Source organism: Nocardia sp. NBC_01377, from assembly GCF_045040005.1.
GTDB classification, from domain to species: Bacteria; Actinomycetota; Actinomycetes; order Mycobacteriales; family Mycobacteriaceae; genus Nocardia; species Nocardia noduli.
Genome location: NZ_CP109566.1, coordinates 7,256,641 through 7,276,631, shown reverse-complemented (window position 1 = coordinate 7,276,631; position 19,991 = coordinate 7,256,641). Strand labels below are relative to the sequence as shown.

At 65.5% G+C, this 19,991-nt stretch carries 17 protein-coding genes; 6 read left to right on the top strand and 11 right to left on the bottom strand.

The annotated features are described in order from the left end of the window. Window positions 1–269: 269 nt before the first annotated feature. The 6 genes from OG225_RS33580 to rpsF all read right to left on the bottom strand — a co-directional run bounded on the left by OG225_RS33580 (window position 270) and on the right by rpsF (window position 6,854). Window positions 270–806 carry a hypothetical protein gene (locus OG225_RS33580; protein WP_405178830.1) on the bottom strand — a complete coding sequence of 179 codons (537 nt, stop codon included), beginning with the start codon at window positions 804–806 and terminating at the stop codon, window positions 270–272. Window positions 807–1,354: 548 nt separating this feature from the next. Further along, on the bottom strand, window positions 1,355–4,453 hold the full coding sequence (locus tag OG225_RS33575; RefSeq protein ID WP_405178829.1) for a replicative DNA helicase: 3,099 nt from the start codon (window positions 4,451–4,453) through the stop codon (window positions 1,355–1,357). A 658-nt stretch (window positions 4,454–5,111) separates the two neighbouring features. Further along, the gene (rplI, locus tag OG225_RS33570) at window positions 5,112–5,564 is read right to left on the bottom strand and encodes a 50S ribosomal protein L9 (RefSeq protein ID WP_405178828.1); all 453 of its coding nucleotides are present in this window, start codon (window positions 5,562–5,564) and stop codon (window positions 5,112–5,114) included. 17 nt (window positions 5,565–5,581) lie between these two features. Further along, entirely contained in the window at window positions 5,582–5,833 is a 252-nt protein-coding gene (gene rpsR / locus OG225_RS33565; protein WP_067786801.1) for a 30S ribosomal protein S18, read from the bottom strand. A gap of 91 nt (window positions 5,834–5,924) precedes the next feature. Further along, window positions 5,925–6,473 (bottom strand): single-stranded DNA-binding protein, encoded by a 549-nt coding sequence (locus OG225_RS33560; protein WP_405178827.1) that lies wholly within the window; start codon window positions 6,471–6,473, stop codon window positions 5,925–5,927. Window positions 6,474–6,566: 93 nt separating this feature from the next. After that, window positions 6,567–6,854: a 30S ribosomal protein S6 gene (rpsF, locus tag OG225_RS33555; protein ID WP_109523030.1), complete on the bottom strand. Its 288-nt coding sequence runs from the start codon at window positions 6,852–6,854 to the stop codon at window positions 6,567–6,569. A gap of 134 nt (window positions 6,855–6,988) precedes the next feature. Here rpsF and OG225_RS33550 point away from each other — a divergent pair, with 134 nt between their 5' ends. Then, window positions 6,989–8,371, top strand: a complete 1,383-nt coding sequence (locus tag OG225_RS33550) for a glycosyltransferase family 87 protein (protein WP_405178826.1) — start codon at window positions 6,989–6,991, stop codon at window positions 8,369–8,371. A 65-nt stretch (window positions 8,372–8,436) separates the two neighbouring features. On the opposite strand, the gene OG225_RS33545 is transcribed toward OG225_RS33550, so the two are convergent. From OG225_RS33545 to OG225_RS33535, 3 genes are all read right to left on the bottom strand, one after another. Next, window positions 8,437–9,063 (bottom strand): Tellurium resistance, encoded by a 627-nt coding sequence (locus OG225_RS33545; RefSeq protein ID WP_405178825.1) that lies wholly within the window; start codon window positions 9,061–9,063, stop codon window positions 8,437–8,439. A 104-nt stretch (window positions 9,064–9,167) separates the two neighbouring features. Continuing rightward, entirely contained in the window at window positions 9,168–10,277 is a 1,110-nt protein-coding gene (locus tag OG225_RS33540) for a DUF475 domain-containing protein (protein ID WP_405178824.1), read from the bottom strand. A 163-nt stretch (window positions 10,278–10,440) separates the two neighbouring features. After that, window positions 10,441–11,016 (bottom strand): TerD family protein, encoded by a 576-nt coding sequence (locus OG225_RS33535; RefSeq protein WP_109523033.1) that lies wholly within the window; start codon window positions 11,014–11,016, stop codon window positions 10,441–10,443. A 204-nt stretch (window positions 11,017–11,220) separates the two neighbouring features. Between OG225_RS33535 and OG225_RS33530 the strand changes: the two genes are divergently transcribed. From OG225_RS33530 to OG225_RS33510, 5 genes are all read left to right on the top strand, one after another. Then, entirely contained in the window at window positions 11,221–12,438 is a 1,218-nt protein-coding gene (locus OG225_RS33530) for a hypothetical protein (protein WP_405178823.1), read from the top strand. Window positions 12,439–12,451: 13 nt separating this feature from the next. Beyond that, window positions 12,452–13,666, top strand: coding sequence for an HpcH/HpaI aldolase/citrate lyase family protein (locus tag OG225_RS33525; protein ID WP_405178822.1), 1,215 nt, complete (start codon window positions 12,452–12,454; stop codon window positions 13,664–13,666). Between the two features lie 65 nt (window positions 13,667–13,731). After that, window positions 13,732–15,162, top strand: a complete 1,431-nt coding sequence (locus tag OG225_RS33520) for a phosphoribosyltransferase family protein (RefSeq protein ID WP_405183456.1) — start codon at window positions 13,732–13,734, stop codon at window positions 15,160–15,162. Then, a complete protein-coding gene (locus OG225_RS33515; protein ID WP_405178821.1) occupies window positions 15,159–16,325 on the top strand; it encodes a cysteine protease StiP family protein in 1,167 nt (388 codons plus the stop codon). Before OG225_RS33520 ends, OG225_RS33515 begins: the two co-directional genes overlap by 4 nt. A gap of 3 nt (window positions 16,326–16,328) precedes the next feature. Further along, a complete protein-coding gene (locus OG225_RS33510; RefSeq protein WP_405178820.1) occupies window positions 16,329–17,177 on the top strand; it encodes an HAD family hydrolase in 849 nt (282 codons plus the stop codon). A gap of 82 nt (window positions 17,178–17,259) precedes the next feature. Here the strand turns inward: OG225_RS33510 and OG225_RS33505 are convergent, their stop codons facing one another. Then, window positions 17,260–18,312, bottom strand: coding sequence for an alpha/beta hydrolase (locus OG225_RS33505; protein WP_405178819.1), 1,053 nt, complete (start codon window positions 18,310–18,312; stop codon window positions 17,260–17,262). 154 nt (window positions 18,313–18,466) lie between these two features. Beyond that, window positions 18,467–19,972 (bottom strand): hypothetical protein, encoded by a 1,506-nt coding sequence (locus OG225_RS33500; RefSeq protein WP_405178818.1) that lies wholly within the window; start codon window positions 19,970–19,972, stop codon window positions 18,467–18,469. Between the last annotated feature and the right edge of the window lie 19 nt (window positions 19,973–19,991).

Genomic DNA, 19,991 nt, shown 5'->3' with positions numbered 1-19,991 from the left:
TCCCGGCACGGGATCCCGACGGCGGTGGGGTGAGGTGACCACAATCGGTAGCTGAGAGTTTACTCCGGGGCGATGACGCAGCACGCTGAATCTCGAAATCGTGGCCGACCGGCAGAACACGCATCGGCAACCGCCAACCGCCAATCGGCTCGGCGTCCTGGCCGAACGCGGGACCACGCGGCAACCGCCGCTGTCCGCGAGGAGTTCGAAGTCCAGTCATCCGAAGTTTTCGCCGCCGCCGACCGGCGTGGCCTCGGGTTGGTGCCGGTTCACGACCCGTCGGTCGTCTCCAGCTCTCCCGAGTAGGGGCGGTTCCCTGTCGCGCGCTCGAACTTCCACAACTGTGTTTCGAACGCCGGGTGACCCGGATCAGCAGCAGTTCGCACACCGGCCGCGGCCGAGTTGTCGCCGCCGCGATAGGTGAGGACGTCGGCGGGCGGACCGTCGAGGTCGAGTACCCGGATCAGGAAGACATCCTCGCCGAATCCGCCGACCGCGACGACTTCCCATTCCGCGAGGAGTTCGGTCCAGCCGGTGCGACCGTCGCGGTGGTAGCCGAGGTATTCGTCGGTGCGCTGGTTGAGCAGGTTGTACATGCCGCGCACCGGGCGGACCCGGATCGTCTGTTCCGGATCGTCGTCGTCGCCCTCACAGACCGCTTCTTTCGAGACCGGGTCCGCGGTCAGGACCTGATCGAGGTGGGCGAGCGGGCGGATCGTGAAGAGACCGGGTCCGGGTCCGGGGGGAGCGGGCTGGGCATTGGTCGGCGCGGACAGACCGACACCGATCAGCAACGCCGCGGCCACCACCGAGATCCACGGACCACGTCGCCGAGCGACCCGCGCCCGTAGCGCCCCCGGACAGCGCGTCCCCCGATCCGGGTTCGCTGGTCCAGGCGGGTGAACTCGCAGCGCGCCAGCTCGCACGACCATGCCTTTCTCGAGTCGAAGGGGACATCGAGTCTTCGGCGTCGGGAGCTTCGCGGATGGGTGCGGACTCGCGACAGCCCGATCGACGTCGATCCGACAGCGCCGGTGCGGTGCGACGCACCGGGAAAACTCGGCTACCAGGCGATTTCGTTTCCCGAGGCGGCGACCTGTCGGCTATATTCCTGCGCGCCGCCCGATGCGGTGAGATCTCGGTGAACCCCATGACTACGAGAGGATGGAGCTGAACTCCGCTGTTCTGGATATCGGACGACAATCGCTTGGTCGTTGTTGACCGGCCAACGTGTCGGCATGCCGTTCCCCGGCCCTTTCAGCTGATCTCGCCCGCCGACCGGTCCGTACTCGCGACGATGCCCGATGCCGACGTCCTCCAGTGCCGACCGGCTCGGAAAGAAGAAGAACAACGCCTATCCGCGCGCCATGTCGACGAAGCGCGACAAATGCAATTGGTGGGCGACGGTGATCGTGGCGGTCGGACCGTTACGGTGTTTGCCGACAATGAGATCCGCCTCGCCGCCGCGGGGGTCGTCGCGCTCGAACGCGTCGGGCCGGTGCAGCAGGATGACCATATCGGCATCCTGTTCCAGCGAATTGTGGACCGCGACGCCCTGCGCGATGAAGTTGTGCGTTCCCGGAACCGTTCCGTCGTAGACGTCCTGTTCGCCCAGACCGGTGATCTCCACGATCCGATCCCAGAAGACGTCGTTGGTGGCCAACATCTCGATATCGGCGTCATCGAGGACTGTCGCGACCCGCGCCAGTCGGGCGCGGCTGGGAGAGTGCTTCCACATGGTGGAGCCGCAGAAACGCGAGCCCATAGCGGCCGAGAATTGACGATGCGTCATATTCTTGTCGGCGAGCAAACTGCGAACACTCGACCAGACCTCTTTGGGGACGGTGTCGACATTGGTGTTGGACGCCATCGATTCCAACTCGGCGAGTGCCACCGCGGCCGACTTGCCTCGCGCGCCGTTCACCCCGATATCGCGGAGGAAGACGGTCTGATTCTCGGTGCCGTCGATGGTGAGATGCCAGCAATCACGGTAACCGGCCTTCGGAACCCGCTTGATACGGCTGTGCACACCGAGTCGTAAGAGCAATTGGGCGACGTCATCGATGAGTCGGCGGCTGGTCGACGCGTAGTAGATCCGGGCCTGATTACCCTTCGTATCCCATCGGACAGAACCATCGGTCGCCCAGAGATGTTTCAGGAACAACGCGACCTGAGTATTCGGAAGTGCGAATACCGCCTGCGGAACGAACTTCTCGTAACTGCGGAGCCCGAACAGCCCGAGCCCGTCCAGCCATTCGGCAATGCGATTGCGTCTACCGCGAGCGAGTCGATACGGCGCGGGCAACCGCAATGTGGTGACACGCGCGGCCGCGTACTCATCTCGTATCGCCGTGATACCGAAATGCTGTGCCGCCGTGGTTACCACCGCGAGATTCTCTTCATCGATGCTGGCGTAGCGTACGGGTTGGCGCTCGACGCACGAACCGTCGCCGATCATATGCGCCAACATGATGATCTCCGAGGACGCCATGCGTTTCGTCTGTGACGGTTCCGGTACGTGACGAGGTATGGCGAGCCGGTCGTCGACAGCCAGTTTCGCCAGCGGAATCCAGCCGTCGACGGTCAGGAACGGATGGTTGCCGGTGGCTTCGACTACCCGGCCCGAAGCCAGTCTCAGCCGGAACACTTCCTTACGGCCACTGGGGAAAACCTTCACCATCGGACGCGCGACCATGCGCATGCGTTCGTCCAGCGACCACACCAGTGGTTGCTCGCCGCTGCTCATCAGTTCGCCGAGCGTCGTCTCGCCCCCGTTATCGGCGCGCAGAATCCGCGTCGACGCCGGAAGGCAACCCGACTCACGCAGGTCGGAGACCATGGGCCGCTTGTCGGTGCGCTGTTCGGGACCACGATTCAGCTGACTGATCGCGATGACGGGAACCTCGAGTTCCTTGGCGAGCAGTTTCAGATTTCGCGAGAAGTCCGAGACTTCCTGCTGACGTGATTCGACTTTCTTACCCGAGGTCATCAGCTGGAGGTAGTCCACCACGACGAGTTTCAGGTCGTGGCGCTGTTTGAGCCGCCGCGCCTTGGCGCGAATCTCCATCATGGTGAGGTTCGGTGAGTCGTCGACGAACAGCGGCGCCTCGCTGATCTCGCTCATCCGCCGCGCCAGCTTCGTCCAGTCGTCGTCGCTCATCCGCCCCGAACGCATATCGCCGAGTTTGATCTTCGCCTCCGCCGACAGCAGTCGCATGACGATTTCGGTGCGACTCATCTCCAGCGAGAAGATGACACTCGGCAAACCGTGTTTTATCGAGCAACTCCGCATGAAATCCATGCCGAGCGTGGAGTTGTGGGTGGGGATCATGGACGATCCGGCGAGATACAGGTGGTCGGCGTTGTCGACTTCCACACAGCGGACCGGCACGCTCTCGATCTTGCGAACGTCCATGATGTGGCGTGGTCCCGAGTGCGGCGTCGCTCCGATGACATGGTTGGGGGCATCGTCGAGATCACGCAGCGTGTGGGCGATTTCGCCGGTCGTGCGTATCCCGACCTGTGCGGGCTTGTCGAGTGTGGTCTCGGTCAGCCACTGGTGCTGTTCGTCGGCGACGAGGATCGTGCCGTCGGAGAATTCGACTTCGTAGCACGGGCGGCCGGTCATCACCTCGGTGACGGCTACCACGCGGGTGGGGTTTCCGTCGGCGTCGATCAGTTCGTCGCCGACCTGTACCTCGCCCATCGTCGTCCAGCCGGTCGGGGTGGGGAGTGCGGTGTCGAGGGCAAGGGCCTTTCCGACTCCGGGGCGGGCGGCGACGATGATCATCTGGCCGGGGTGCAGGCCATTGGTGAGTTCGTCGAGCTCGGTGAAGCCGGTGGGGACGCCGAGGGAGATGCCGCCGCGGGAGGCGATGGAATCGATCTCGTCCATCGTCGGCTGGAGAAGATCTTCCAGTGGCATGAAATCTTCGGTGGTGCGGCGTTCGGTGACCTCGTAGACCTCGGCCTGGGCGCGGTCGACGACTTCGGCGATGTCCTGGCCGTCGGCGCCCGCGTAGCCGTATTGGACGATGCGGGTGCCCGCTTCGACGAGGCGGCGCAGGATGGCCTTCTCGGCGACGATCTCGGCGTAGTAGCCGGCGTTGGCGGCGGTGGGGACGGTCTGGGTCAGGGTGACCAGGTAGGACGGGCCGCCGATGCGTTTGAGTTCGCCTTTGCGGTCCAGGCCCGCGGAGACGGTGACGGGGTCGGCGGGTTCGCCGCGTCCGTACAGATCGAGGATCGTGTCGTAGACGGCCTGGTGCGCGGGGCGGTAGAAATCGCCGGGGCGCAGCACTTCGATGACGTCGGCGATGGCGTCCTTGCTGAGCAGCATTCCGCCGAGTACCGACTGTTCGGCGGCCATGTCGTGAGGTGGCTGCCGCCCGAAGTCCTCGCCGGGAGGTTCGGGCGGGTAATTCGTGTGCCCTCGATCGTCGGTGGCTGTCACGAGACTCGACCGTCCTCTCTGCCCCACGATCGGGTGCCACGCTATCGGTACTCGTTCTACTCCCGGGTACCGACAAGTTCGTCGTCGGGGGTCGCCGTATCGGTGCCGACAGCGGTTCTACCTGCGGTCCAGCAAACTGATCCGATGGTGGCCTCGCGGCGACTCGTTCACGACGATGCGATGAACCTAGGCCACGCGCGAGCGCCTGCCAAGCGGGGTTGTGTACACATCTGTGGATAACTTGGGGACTGTTAACCCAGCGTTGTGCACCTCCTGTGGACAACGTGGGGAAAACCCAGGCCACCCCGCCTAAAGGTGCTGATAGGTATTGGTTTCGCAGTTCATCCGGGTGTGGATCAATGACGCTGCGGCGTGTCGGTGAAGTTGAACAGCCGGGCGTGTTGAGTTAACGGCTTGTGTACAAGTTATGAGCTGTATCACATTACGATCGGTTGGTTTCTCCAGTAATCCACAGGCTGAATAACCGGTGGTAGAGCCGGTCCCGAAATCGATGCCCTGTGGTACAGCGCACAGCGGGTCGCGAATGGCAAATATCCCGCTAATAATTCGATGCGCAGACCGAAGACCACCCCCGTGCGAACACGGGAGTGGTCTTTCACCGAATATGGTGCGAATCACCCGAAGGTGACACCGGAGATCAGTTGGCCGCGACCTGAAGGTCGAACTTGGCCGCGACATCGGGGTGCAGGTGCACCACGATGCCGTGCTTGCCGGTGCTCTTGATATGCGACTTCGGCAGCTCGATGCTGCGCTTGTCGACGACCGGACCACCGGCGGACTTGATGGCCGCGGCCACGTCGGCCTGGGTCACCGAGCCGAACAGCTTGCCGGTGCCCGCGGTCTTCACGTTCAGCGAGACCGACTCCAGGCCCTCGATGGCCTGCTTCAGCTCGTTGGCGTGATCCAGGTCGCGCACCTTGCGCGCGTCCTGGGCACGGCGGATGCCCTCGACCTGCTTCTGGGCGCCACGGCTGGCGACGATGGCCAGACCGCGGGGCAGCAGGAAGTTACGGCCGTAGCCGTCCTTCACCTCGACGCTGTCGCCGGGTGCGCCGAGGTTGTCGACATCAGCAGTCAGAATCAGCTTCATTTTGCGTGTCTCCCTTCTCAGCGAGCCGTCGACACGTAAGGCAGCAGGGCCACCTCACGGGAGTTCTTCACGGCAACGGCGATATCGCGCTGGTGCTGAACGCAATTGCCGGTGACACGGCGGGCGCGGATCTTGCCCCGGTCGCTGACGTACTTGCGCAGCAGCGTCGTGTCCTTGTAATCGATCGAAACGGTACCGGACTTGGCTTCCTTGCAGAAAGCGCAGGCCTTCTTCTTCAGTACCTTTTCGCGCGCGGGCGCTTTAGGCATGGTCTATTACTCCGTAATCATTGATGGCCCGTCTCGGTCGCGCGTACCTTCGCAGGTCGTCGCGGCCGAGCCGGTCCGATGAGAGCCGTTGTCAGAACGGCGGTTCGTCGTCTACGCGGCCGCCCCCGAAGGAGGAGCCTGCTGTGGGCGCGTTGCTCCACGGGTCGTCCTCGGCACCGCCGGAACGACCGCCACCACCGCCGGAGGAGGAGGCGTTGAAATTACCGCCGCCACCGCCGCCGCTGCCGGAACCGAATCCACCGCCGCCGCCACCGCGATTGGCCTTGTTGACCTTCGCGGTCGCGTAGCGCAGCGAGGGACCGACCTCGTCGACCTCGAGTTCCACGACCGTGCGCTTCTCACCCTCGCGGGTTTCGTAGGAGCGCTGCTTGAGCCGTCCGCTCACGATGACGCGAGCGCCTCGGGTCAAGCTCTCGGCGACATTTTCCGCAGCTTCGCGCCAGATGTTGCAGCGCAAGAAGAGCGCTTCGCCGTCTTTCCATTCATTCGAATTACGGTCGAACACACGGGGAGTCGATGCGACGGTGAAATTCGCCACCGCCGCGCCCGCGGGCGTGAATCGAAGCTCGGGGTCAGCCGTCAGATTTCCGATGACGGTGATGACCGTGTCGCCTGCCATGTGGTTCCTCCTGCTCGGTGTGCAGTTCGCCCTACACTCGCTTGTCGCGCTAGAGCCTAGAGATAGGCACCGACGCTGACGAGTGCTGGAGAACTACTTGTCGTGGCGCAGGACCTTGGTACGCAGCACCGACTCGTTCAGACCCAGCTGGCGGTCGAGTTCGTTCACCGTGGCGGGGGTCGCTGTCAGATCGACCACCGCGTAGATGCCCTCGGCCTGCTTGCGGATCTCGTAGGCGAGCCGGCGGCGGCCCCAGATGTCGACCTTGTCGACTTTGCCGCCTTCGGTCTTGACGACGCTCAGCATGTTGTCCAGCGACGGACCAACAGTGCGCTCGTCCAGGCTCGGGTCGAGGATAACCATCACTTCGTAATGACGCACGGACCAATCACCTCCTGTGGACTAGGAAACGGCCACGGACGGTCCGTGGCAGGAGGGTCGTTGCGTCAGCAACCCGACAAGGCTACATGACCAGGCCGTGACCTCTGAAATTCGCCCTCATCTAGGGTGGATTCATGTCGACCGGACCCGCCGCCAGCGATCTGTTCGCCGGCCGGGTGGCACGCCGCACCGCCTTGGCGATCGCGGTCCTGCTGCTGTGCGGGCTCACTCTGGCGCTGGGTTACGCGAACAAGGCGCGCTGCGCAACGGGGCCGATCGACGAATCCGGACGCAGCACGATCTTCGACACGATCAAGGATTCGGATGTCTGCTATTCCGATATCCAGTTGCTGTGGCTCGGCCGCGATATCGACCTGCACGTCTTCCCGTATATCGACGGCGGGATCACCGACGACGGCACCCTGGTCGGCGGCGCGGTCGAATATCCGGTGCTCAGCGGCACGATGATGTGGCTCGGCGCGCTCGGGGCCGATGACGACGCGGAATTCCTGCGGTACACGGCGCTGATCCTCGTGCCGTTCGCCCTGCTCACCGCGTGGCTGCTGTTCCGGCTGGCAGGCCGGGCCGCGCTGCTGTGGGCGGCCGGTCCGCCGCTGGTGCTCTACGCCTTCCACAACTGGGAACTGCCCGTGGTGTGCACCGCGGTCGGCGCGGTCTACGTGATGATCTGCCTCCAGCGGATATCGCTGCGGACCAGGGCGGTGCTGGCGGCGGTGCTGCTCGGGCTCGGTTTCTGCCTCAAGCTGTATCCGGGCATCTTCGTGCTGCCGCTGATGGCCTACGTCATGACCCACGGTGACGAGCGGTACGAGGGACGCGGTCTCGACGTGCGCGGCGCTCTGCTGACCGCGGCCGCGGCCGTCGGCACCGTGGTCGCGGTCAATCTGCCGTTCGCGCTGGCGGGATACGAGGGCTGGCGCGCCTCGATCACCTTCCAGCAGATGCGTCAGGCCGATATCACCACCAACTCGCTCTGGTACTGGGGACTGCGCCGGTTGTACGGCGACAACGCCGACAGCGAATCCTCGTTCCAGCACACGGTGTCGATCGCCTCGCCCGCCCTGGTGGTCGGATCGTTCGCGCTGGCCATGTGGCTCGGCAAGCGGCGGTACGCGGCGATCGGGGTGTTCCCGTGGGTGGGGGTCAGCGGCGCGATGCTGTGCGGATTCCTGCTCTTCCACAAGGTGCACTCACCGCAGTACACGCTGTGGCTGATCCCGTTCCTGGTGCTGCTCGAAGTGCCGTGGTCGTTGATCGGCTGCTATCTGGTCGCCGACGCGGCGATCGGCGTCGGCGTGTTCCGGTACTTCTACGCGATCACCTCGGGCGGTTCGGTCGAGATGACCGAGAACGTCGTGCAGTTCGGGGTGTGGGGTCGCGCGGTCCTGCTGGTGCCGTTGTATTTCCTGTTCGTCCGGGCGGGTATGCGCGGTATCCGGCCCGCGCCGAGCGCGTTGCCGCGCAGCGCGTCCGGTGAACTGGTGCCGGCCGGGTAGTCGAACCCCACGCCGCGCGTCGGCGTGGGATCGATTGTGGCGGAGGTGATCCGGGTGCGCGACGCCTACTTGGTCGTGCTGTGCCAGCGCATACCCCAGCCGTACACCTCGTCGATATGACGCTGGGTCCCGTTGATGTAGTTCACTTCCCGATTCACGACGATTCCCGATCCCCGGTTCTCCAGCAGCGCGACGGCACAGCAGCGCGCTCCCCTCGACGGCGAATCGAGTGACATCTCCACCCGCGGTCCCTCGGTCGGGAACAGCGTCACCACCGCGTCGGCGGCGGCCCAGTTCGGCACGCCGTCGTAGATGAAGGCGAAGATCAGGATGCGCCGGAACAATTCGGGCCGGGTGAGATCGATGTGCAGGGTTTCGCCGCCACCATTGCCGACGCCGTCGCCGCCGGTGCGATCGTCGCCGTCGAGCCGGATATACGGTGCGTCGTCGATGGATCCGAAGTTGTTCCCGACTGCCTGCACGACACCTTTGTCACCGTCGGACAACTCGTAGAGGCACCCTAGGTCGAGATCGACCGGCTTGGCGCGGCGTAACAACCCGCGCGGGCGACTCGACCATCTCAGATGCGCTCGCATCACGCCTTGTCGCGCACCGGGTTCGGTGAGATTGACACTCGGTGTCGCCTTGGACAGTGTCACAGTCGCCATGTCGACGTCGCCGGGATGGGTCATCGGCGGGTGTGCCCCCTCGTGAATGCGGCAGAAAGAAAAGTGGCAGCGGATCCGTCGTGAGACGGGCCGCTGCCACCGGAAATTCGTCGGCTGCTTGCCGGGGGTCAGCCTACCGGCGTCACCGAACGTTCTTTCTCGACTTCGTCCGGATCGCCTGCACGACGGTTGCGGATGATGCTGGTGATGAACGCCGCGCCGATGAACGCGACACCGACCAGGCCGGTGATGATCTCGTCGATGTGCACGCCGATCGAGACCAACAGGATCACCGCGAGCGCGCCGATCGCCCAGTGCGCGCCGTGCTCGAGGTAGACGTACTCCGAGAGCGTGCCCTTGCGGACCAGGTACACCGTGATCGATCGGACGAACATCGCACCGATCAGACCCAGGCCCAACGCGATGATGATCGGGTCGGAGGTGATGGCGAAGGCGCCGATCACGCCGTCGAAGGAGAACGACGCGTCCAGGACTTCCAAGTAGAGGAACAGGAAGAAGCCCGCTTTACCGGTGGCCTTGACCAATTCGGAAGGACCGCCGCTGGGGTTCTCCAGATCTTCGGTGTGGAACATCGAGCCCAGTCCGTCCACCGCGATGTAGGTGATCATGCCGAGCAGGCCCGACAGCAGGACGGTGGCTCGATCCTCGTCGTGGGCGACGAGTTCCGCGATCAGCACCAGGCCGATGCCCGCGACGACGACGGAGGCCATATCCAGCTTGCCCGCCTTGGCCAGTGGCTTCTCGAGCCAGCTCAGCCAGGTGATGTCGCGCTCCTCGAAGATGAAGTTGAGGAACAGCAGGGCCAGGAACATGCCGCCGAACGCCGCGATCTGCGGATGCGCGTCGGTCAGCAGGGTTTCGTAGCTGGGGCTGCCGTCGGCGAAGGTGGCAGCGTCATCGGGCGGCGGGTTGAGTGCCAGGTCGAAGGCCTCGACCGGGTTGAGTCCGGCGGTGATCCACACGATCGCCAGCGGAAACACCAGGCGCATACCGAAAACGGCGATGATGACGCCGATGGTGAGGAAGATCTTCTGCCAGAACTCGCTCATCCGTTCCAGGACGGTGGCGTTGATGACAGCGTTGTCGAACGATAGCGACACTTCGAGGATGCCGAGGATCGCACAGAGCACCAGGGCCTCTGGGCCGCCGTACAGCAGCGCCACGACGAGCGACACCACCGTGACGACGCCGGAGAGGCCGAAAATACGCAGGACCACGCGGGGACCTTTCATTGCTTCGGGAACAGATTCGGCGAGATTGATACCAGCGTGGCCGTTGAACCGCCGTATGTCCAACGATGCGTCCAGGCAGTTCACGGGGGCTGGACGCGCACGGAGGGGGCTCGTCACCGAGCCCCCTCCGCACAGAGATGCGTGTTACTTAGACGTTGACGCCGTAATCCTTGGCGATACCCGACAGGCCGGAGGCGTAGCCCTGGCCGATGGCGCGGAATTTCCACTCGGCGCCGTTGCGGTACAGCTCACCGAAGACCATGGCGGTTTCGGTGGAGGCGTCCTCGGACAGGTCGTAGCGGGCGAGCTCGGTGCCGTTGGAGCGATCGACCACGCGAATGTAGGCGTTGCGCACCTGGCCGAACGACTGCTGCCGGGTCTCCGCGTCGTAGATCGAGACGGGGAAGAAGATGCTCTCGATCGTGGGCGGGGTGCCCGCGAGGTTGACATTGATCACCTCGTCGTCGCCCTCGCCCTCGCCGGTGGTGTTGTCACCCGCGTGCTCGATGGCGCCCTCGGGCGACTTCAGGTTGTTGAAGAACACGAAGTGCTGATCCGACACCACCTTCTTGTCCGCTCCGGTCGCGATGGCGCTGGCGTCCAGATCGAAGTCGGTTCCGGTGGTGGTCCGAACGTCCCACCCCAGCCCGACGGCAACAGCAGTAAGGTTAGGCGCCGCCTTGGTCAGCGAGACATTGCCGCCCTTGGACAAACTGACACCCATGCGGGATTCCCTTTCAATAGTCCGTCTGTGGTTCCCAGCATGTCCGAATCGCCGGGTACGAGTTACGACAGTAGTAGGTTTCGGCGAACTTGCGTAGGAACTGGGGGAACCCTCGGCGAACAGGACCATCTCCTATGGTGCTGCGCCGGACATCGGCGCGACATTGTCCGCTCGATAGTCACCTTCAGCACCTACCATCGGGGCGTGGCAGGCCGTAGGCGTGGCTGGTTCCGGTCATCCGGTAACAGCGAATGGATTCAGCAGGCCCGGTCGCAGCTCGCGGACGCGTTCCTCGACATGGACCGGCGACAGAGTGCGGCCGACGCGGCGGTACTCGCCTCCGACGAGGTGTTCCCCGAACGTCGATTCGGCGCGGCGTGGGAGCCGGTGCGCAGCCGTTGCTACGACGCCTCCGGCGCGTACTTGGCGCTGGCAGACGAGCTGGAAACCGCGGAGCGGGACAACTCCCCGCTACCGCAGGGACAGGAGCGCACGGCGACCGTCACGCGGCGTCTCGCCGATGCCGCGCGCGCGGTGGACGAGTTCTATCAGGCCAACCGGTCGCGACTGGAAGAGGCGGTCGCGATACATCGAACGGTGCCGCAACTGGCCCATCAGGTGAAGGTGACGGCGGCGGGAGTGCGGGCGCAGGCGGCGAATTCCGAGTACGCCGACTATCCGTCGGTGCGTTCGTGGTCACGCACGGTCGATGAGGCTCTCGTCACATTGGAGGCCGCGGGTGGTCCCGGCGCCGCGGGCGCGGTGCGCGAGGCCGCGAACCGCTTGGAGTACGCGACGCGGGAACTGGCGGACGCGCTGGCGCAAGCGCCATCTCGCAACGCCGCAGCGAATACCGCGATATCCTCGGTGAATACCAGGTTGGCCGCGGTTCGCAACCGCTCGGCGGGGTTGGCGCCCGCCTATTCGGCACTGCTGCGTGAGTTCAACGCTGCGAGTTCGGCCGATCTGGCGAACAATGAGCGAGAAAGCCAGCGAGCCATCGGTGCCGCCGCCGAAGCCCTCGACGGGGCACGGGCGGCATCGGCGCAGAACAACCCGGAGTCCGCACTTGAATTGACCACTACCGCGCGCGGGAATCTCGCCGAGGCCGAACGACAGGTCGACGCCGTCACCAAACGGCTCGCTCTGCTGCGTGAAGTCCGGGCAAATCCGCGAGAACGGGCCGAGGCCGTACGATTCCGGCTGCGGGATGCGCAGATGCTCGCGGTGAGCCGCGGGCTCGTCGGCGAATGGGGATCTGTGCTCGACGCACAGGTCGACCGCATCGATCGAATTTCCGAACCACTGTCGGGGCGACACCCCGACTACTTGGCCTATGTGACGGAACTGGATGCCGTCACCGAGTTCATAGCCGGGGTAGTGGATCGCATGAGGAAACACACAGGACCACGACGAGAATGAGGATGGGCCCTCGATGACCGCAGGCATCGCCGTCCAGCAGGAGATTTCCCTGCGGAAGCGACTGCCGCTGCGCCATTTTCGGCAGCTGCAAGGGCCGGATATCCGGCATCTGTTCCATCGGCAACCGGAACCGTTCGGCGATCACGCCGACCGGGAGCTACTGGCGTACGCGCTCGGCGCGACGCTCTACGCGCCCGCGACCAGAGCGGATCTGGCCGAGACGATTCGCCGACGCGCCGCGCACGGCGTGTGCTCGATGGTGATCGATCTGGAGGACGCCGTCGCCGACCACGAGGTCGAGATGGCGAAACTCCAGGCCGTGGAAACCCTCGACCTGTTGGCGACCAGTCACGATCCCAATCCGCTGCTGTTCATCCGGGTGCGCGACGCGGACACGATCGGCGAGATCGTCGAACGGCTCGGGCCGGGCGCGGCCGCGCTCACAGGTTTCGTCTTCCCCAAATTCGACTGCGCCACCGGGCAGAAGTATCTGGACGCGCTCGATTATGCGGCGACCAGGATGGGGCGGCCGGTGTACGGGATGCCGGTGCTGGAATCGGCGTCGCTGGTGCATCGCCAAACCCGTGACCAGGAGTTGAGCGGGATCGCGGCGATGCTGGCCGAACATCGGGAGCGGGTGCTCGCGGTGCGGATCGGGGCGACGGATATGTGCTCGACCTTCGGTATCCGCCGTGACCGTGATCTCACCATCTACGACGTGCGGGTGGTCGCCGATGTGATCGCCGACATCGTGAACTACCTCGGGCGCATGGACGGCACCGGTTACGTCATCACCGGGCCGGTGTGGGAGTACTTCGCCGACCACGAACGTATGTTCCGGCCGCTGCTGCGCACCGCGCCGTTCGAGGAGTCCGACGCGGTGCCGTTCCGCAGGTATCTGGTGTCGAGGGATCTGGACGGGCTGCTGCGCGAGATCAGCCTGGACCGGGCCAACGGTATCCAGGGCAAGACGGTGATCCATCCCTCGCACGTGGCCGCCGTGCACGCGCTGTCGGTGGTCACCCACGAGGAGTACTCCGACGCCCTCGACATCCTTCAGGTCGATGTCGGTGGCGTGGCGGCCTCGGAGTACCGGAACAAGATGAACGAGATGCGACCTCACCGCAGTTGGGCCAGCCAGACGCTGCTGCGCTCGCGGGTGTTCGGGGTCGCCAACAAGGGAGTGTCCTTCGTGGATCTGCTGTCGGCGTTGGTGCAGGTCCGGTGAGCGAACGCGGTAACAGCGGTACGCACGTCGAGTCCGGCTCGCCGTGGGTGACCCACACGCCGATCATCGGCGAAGGCGGCCATCCTTCAGTTGAATTACCTTGGGCTACAAGAGAATTAGGTATCGAATTACGTCACCACGCGTCCTACGGCGCCGGTGACGGCAGTACGTTGCCCGGCGAATTGCGGATCGGCGAACTGGTTCGGCCGGGGTTGCGGCGCAATCCGCGCCGGGCGCATCTGCTGGTGTCGACCGTGCTCGGCAAGCATCTGCCGACCGATCCCCGCGTCGTGCTCGACGCGGGAAACCGGCTCGGTGATCTGGTGACCGCCGCGCTGACCGCGCGTCACGAGGTCGACCGGCTTCCCGTCGCGTCGTCGGGCGTCGCCGCCGTCGTCCTCGGGTTCGCCGAGACCGCGACCGGGCTCGGACATACGGTCGCCGCGCGCATCGGCGCGCGGTGCTATCTGCATTCCACCCGTCGCCATGTCCCCGAGGCGCACACCCTCACCGGGTTCGAGGAGGGGCATTCGCACGCCACCTCGCATCTGCTGCAACCCGCGCCGGCGGAGATCTTCGTCAACGATCTGCCGTTGGTGCTGGTCGACGACGAGATCTCGACCGGTGCCACGGCCATCGACGCGGTGCGCGCGCTGCACGCGTTCGCACCGAGGTCGCATTACGTGCTCGCCTCGCTGGTCGATATGCGCACCGGCGAGGATCGCGCCCGCTTCGACGACGCCGCCGCCGAACTCGGGGCCGTCATCGACACGGTGTGCCTGGCGTCGGGGCACACCCTGCTGCCGGAAGGGCTGGTCGACGCCGTGACCGCGCTGCCGGAGGCCGAACTCAATCCGGCCGCGTCGCATCGCGGCACCTGCATTCGGGTGCGTCTGCCGTGGCCGGATCACGTGCCGGAGGGCGGCAGGCACGGAATTCTCCAGGCCGACGCCGACACGTTCGAGGCGGCGCTCGCCGAGGCGACCGCGGTGCTGCGGACGAATCTGGATCCAGCACGTCCGGCCATCGTGATCGGGCACGAAGAACTCATGTACCTGCCGCTGCGATTGGCGGCCGAACTCGCCGAATCCGGCGTGCCGACCCGGTTCCAGACGACCACCCGCTCACCCGCCTACGTACTCGACGCGCCGGGGTATCCGCTGCGGCGCGGATTCCGTTTCGCCGCACCGGAATCGGACGTGGACGCACCGCGCTATCTGTACAACGCGCAGTGGGAAGACGATGTCGACGCACCCGCCGCCCCGGTTCTGGTCGTGGTGATCGACGCGCCCGCCGACACCGCCGAACTCGTGGCCGAGGGCGGGCTGCTCGACGTGCTCACCGCATCGGGCAGCGACATCGTCGTCGCGGTGCTGTCGGGAGCCGACCCGCGCAAATTACATGCCGAGCGCAGCGAAACGTCGCACGGCGCCGTACTCGATCCCGTCGGCGTCGCCGGGGCCCCGATATCGAAAATCCCGGTGGAGTCCACGTGAACGCAGCATCGAACAGTTCGCCGGGTTCGGCGCTCGACCTTCCCGATCCGCTCTACGGCCCGGAATTCGGATCGTACGCGGCGCACGAGGTGTCCTGGCTGTTGAAGGATCTCTCCGGCGCCGACCTCGAAGCCGATGTGGCCGAACGGGAGCGCCGTATCCAGGCCGGTGACGCGCACTACGCGGAATCGCTTCCCATCGAATTCCAGCCCGACGCCGCCTATCGCGAACTGTTCGACCGGGTGCTGACCGAGAGCGCGCACCGGCTCGCGCTCGCGGTCGCGACCGTGTCGGAACTGGTCGTCGCCGAGCGCGGCGAGAACATCGTGCTGGTCTCGCTGGCCAGGGCGGGCACCCCGATCGGCATCCTGATGAAGCGCTGGCTGGGCTCGGATCGCGGTGTGGGCAAGGCCGCCCTCGACGTGCCGCATTACGCGGTCTCCATCGTGCGTGATCGCGGCATCGACACCGTCGCGCTGGATTATATTGCGCGCCACCATGATCCGGCCTCGGCGGTCTTCGTAGACGGATGGACCGGCAAGGGCGCGATCACCAGGGAACTCACCGAAGCGCTCGACGCCTACCACGCGGCGGGCGGCGCGCGATTCGACGGCGAACTCGCCGTTCTCGCCGATCCCGGCCACTGCGTGCGCACCTACGGCACCCGTGACGACTTCCTGATCGCCTCGGCCTGCCTGAATTCGACCGTGTCGGGCCTGATCTCACGCACGGTCCTCAACGACACGCTCATCGGCCCCGGTGAATTCCACGGTGCCAAGTTCTATCGCGACCTCGCCGACGCCGATGTGTCGGGCGGACTCCTCGACACCGTGAGCGCGGCGTTCGACACCGTCCGTGACCGCGCGCCCGCCGAACTCGCCGCCATCCTGGCGAGTGACCGGACTCCCACCTGGTCGGGCTGGGCCTCGGTCGAGAAGGTGCGCGAGGAATACGGCATCGCCAGCGTGAATTTCGTGAAACCCGGTGTCGGCGAGACGACCAGGGTGCTGTTGCGCCGGGTGCCGTGGCGAGTGCTGGTCCGCGAGGCGGACGCGCCCGAGCACGCGCACCTGCGGCTGCTCGCGGCGGCGCGCGGAGTTCCGGTGGAAGTCGTTCCCGACCTGGCCTATTCGTGCATGGGATTGATCAAGGAAGTGCAGTAGCGAATGCTCCTACGTAATACACGAAGACAGGCCCTGATCGCGACGGACCTGGACCGGACGATGATCTACTCGCGCAACGCCTTCAGCACGACCTCGGAAGTGCCGATGGTCTGCGTGGAACATCTGGAAGGCGCGCCGCTGTCGTTCATGACGACCGCCGCGGCGTTACGGATGCAGTCGCTCACCGAACCCGCCGCGGTCATCCCGACCACCACCCGCACCATCAAACAGTTCAACAGGATCAAGCTGCCGGGCGCGCCCTGGCGCTACGCCATCACAAGCAACGGCGGGAATATCCTGGTCGACGGCGTACCGGATATGCGCTGGCGCATCGACATCGACGACCAGGTGCGCGCGGGCGGTACTACGCTGTCGGAGGTGAGCGCCGAACTGCGCTCCCGTATCGATGATTCGTGGGTTTCCAAATTCCGCATCGCCGACCACCTGTTCTGCTACCTGGTCGTCAAACCCAAGGAAGTTCCCGAAGGTTTTCTCGCCGAATGGGATTCGTGGTGCGGTGCGCGCGGGTGGTCCGCCTCGCAACAGGGGCGCAAGATCTACACGATGCCGAACGCGGTATGCAAGAGTCTCGCCGTCGCCGAGGTGCGCAAGCGACTACTCGAGTCGGGTGAACTCGCCTCCGCGGCGAAGACTTTCGCGGCGGGCGACGGTGCACTCGACGCAGAGATGTTGCGCGCCGCCGATTCGGCCATCCGCCCGCGGCACGGAGAACTCGAACAACTCAACTGGACCAGCCCGAACCTGACGATCACCGAGGCGACCGGGATCATGGCCGGGGAAGAGATCGTGAACTGGTTCATCGACGCGGCCCCAGCGGCCCCTGCCGCGTAGGGCACAGCGGCGCCCGCCGCGTAGGGCACAGCGGCGCCCGCCGCGTAGGCCGCCGACGTGCGACGGCCTACGGTCGATCCGACTACGGTGTGCTGAACAGACCTTCGGCCAGCACCGGCCACGACGACTTCAGATCGTCCTGCCAGTAGCCCCACGAATGGGTGCCGCTGTCGCGGTAGACGAATTTGGCCGGAATGCCCAGCTGGTTCAACCGGGTGTTCATGTTGTGGTTCGACCAGTTGACGCCACTTTCGATGACCGAACCGATCGCCACCACCTGCGGGGTCTCCGCGGGGGATTCCATCCGGAATTTGCCGCCCGCCTGGTCGAATTCACCAGGAATGCCGTTGCCGGTGGAGAAGAACAGGTTGGTGCCGCGCAGCTTCTCGGCGTTCACCATCGGGTCGTTGGCCCGCCACAGCGGGCTGTCGGTCGGACCCCACATGTTGCGGGTATCGCCGCCGCCCCACGTCTCCACGGTCAGCTTGACCATCTGCTGCCCGATCGGGTCGCTGACCTGGGCGATACCGCTATAGGTCGCGACACTGCGGAACAGGCCCGGCTTCGCGATCGCGAAGTTGAGCACCGAGGTGCCCGTCATCGAGAGCGCGGCCACGGCATTGACGCCGTTGGTGCCGAGCGCCGCGTCGACCAGCGGCGGCAATTCCTCGGTGGTGAAGGTCTGCCATTTGTTCACACCGAGCACCGGATCGGGATTGATCCAGTCGGTGTAGAAACTCCACGCGCCGCCGACGACCTGCACCACATTGATGTTCTTGCCGCCGAGGAATTCCAGCGCGTCGGTATTGCGCTTCCACGACGCGTCATCGAGACCGCCGCCCGCACCGTTGAACAGGTACAGCGAAGGCCGGGCCTCGGAGGTGTCGCTCGGACGCAGTACGTCGACGGCGACCGTATTGTTCATGGCCGCGGAGAACACGTGCAGCCGCACGTTGCGACTGTCCTTGACCTCGATCTTCTGGATATACGAACCATCCGGGGATTTCACCGATGTCTCGACGACACCGGGACTGTTCACCGGTTCGGCAGTCGCGGGAGACATTCCGATCCCGAGCGCGACCGCGCTCGCGACCGCCGCGAGTGCGACGCGTCTCCTGGTGCGGTGGTGCGACATCCGCTTCCCCTCTGTCTTCTTCTCGTGCGATCGACACACTTGTCCACGAGGCTGATCGGAATTCCTCCCGCCCGTGTTACTCGCCGATATTTCGGACCGAGTATCAGGGCGTCGGGAGGGTGTCCTGCGGTGGCTCGGACTCGTCCGCGCGAGTTCAGCGTCCGTCGCGCAGGGAGATCAAGCCGCCGAGGGTGCCGACGTACACGGTGCCGTCGGGGCCCAGGGCGATGCCCGCGTAGTTGTTGTTGAAGCCGAAACCCACTCCGGACAGGCGTTTCCACACGACTTCGCCGGTGCGGTAGTCCAAGGCGGTCCAGTACCACGGGTCGGTCGGCTGGGTGCCTTTGGTGTAGGTGTAGACGAGGCCGGTGGCGAGGGAGAGTTTCGGGACGACGCTCGGGGCGGCTTCGGTGTCGTTGGTCCAGGCCAGGGTGCAACCGTTGCCGTCCGGGTCGATGTCGACGCGGGCGAAGCCGGGGGTCGTCGTGGCGCCGAGCATGGTCGAGCGCGGATTCGCGTAGCCGTGGTTGTTCTCGACGATGAGGGTGCGGCCCGCGCCGATGAGGGAATTCTCGGTGGCGCTCGCGCCGGGTGCGAAAACCGGGACGGCGCAGACCTCGCGGTCGGCGGCGGTGGCCGCGGTGCGGTAGACGACGACGTTCATCGGGTCGGCGTTGTCGGTGATGGCGACGTAGCCGTCGGGCAGCACGGTCGGCGTGGTGCCGGTGCCGTCGTCGACCTGGCCGGGTTTGCGCTGACCGCTGTTGGTGTAGGTGACGCGCCAGGTGATCCGGGGGGAATCGTCGAGGCCCGCGTCGAAACGCAGCAGCTCGCGATTGGTCGCGATGTAGACCTCGCCCGCATCGCCGACCGCGAACGAATTCTCGATCTGGCCGTCCTCACCGGAACCGAGTCGGATCGCCCGCACCGCACCGGTGTCCGGGTCGACGGTGCCGACGACGCCATTGGTCTTCGCGACGAACCAGATCAGTCCGTTCGAATCGGGTAGCGCCGAGTTGAGGGTTTCCCCGGGTTGCAGGACGGCGGTCAGGTCGTAGTCGCGGACCAGCGAGAAGCCGTCGGCGGCCGGGGTTTGCTGGAATACCTGGAGGTGGCCGGTTCCGGTGCCGATGACAGCGCGGTCCCCGTTGTCCAGGTAGAAGTAGCCGCCGCCACCGAAGTTGCTGAAAGCGCCCGGTTTCAACAGATCGAGCGGGCCGCGGCCGGGCAGCGGATGTTTGCCGAGCACCGCGAGAGTGTTCGGATCGATGAGGTAGAGGCCGGGGGCGACGCCGAGACAGGTGGTGACGATCCGACCGGCCCGATCGAAGGCGACCGAGCCGCATTCGCTGGCCAGCAGCATCGAATTCACCCGGGTGTCGTGGCCGAGCGGGCCGGGGCGGGTGTAGCTGTCGCTCATCCAGCCGTCGTTGTGGATACCGGAGTCGCCGTTGGGCGCGAGGTAGGGGTGTCGCGGGATCGGCGCAATCCCGGGGATCGGCGCGGCGACGGCGGGCGCGCCGAGGAATTCGGGGATGCCGGGGCCGGCGGGCACCGACGGTATGGGTACGGCGCTCAGCGGTCCCGCACCACCGATCAAGGCGGCGGTGCAGGTGAGGGCGGTGATCCACATCAACCGTGCGGCTCTGGAGCCGAGCATGCGCGACACGGTGCACACG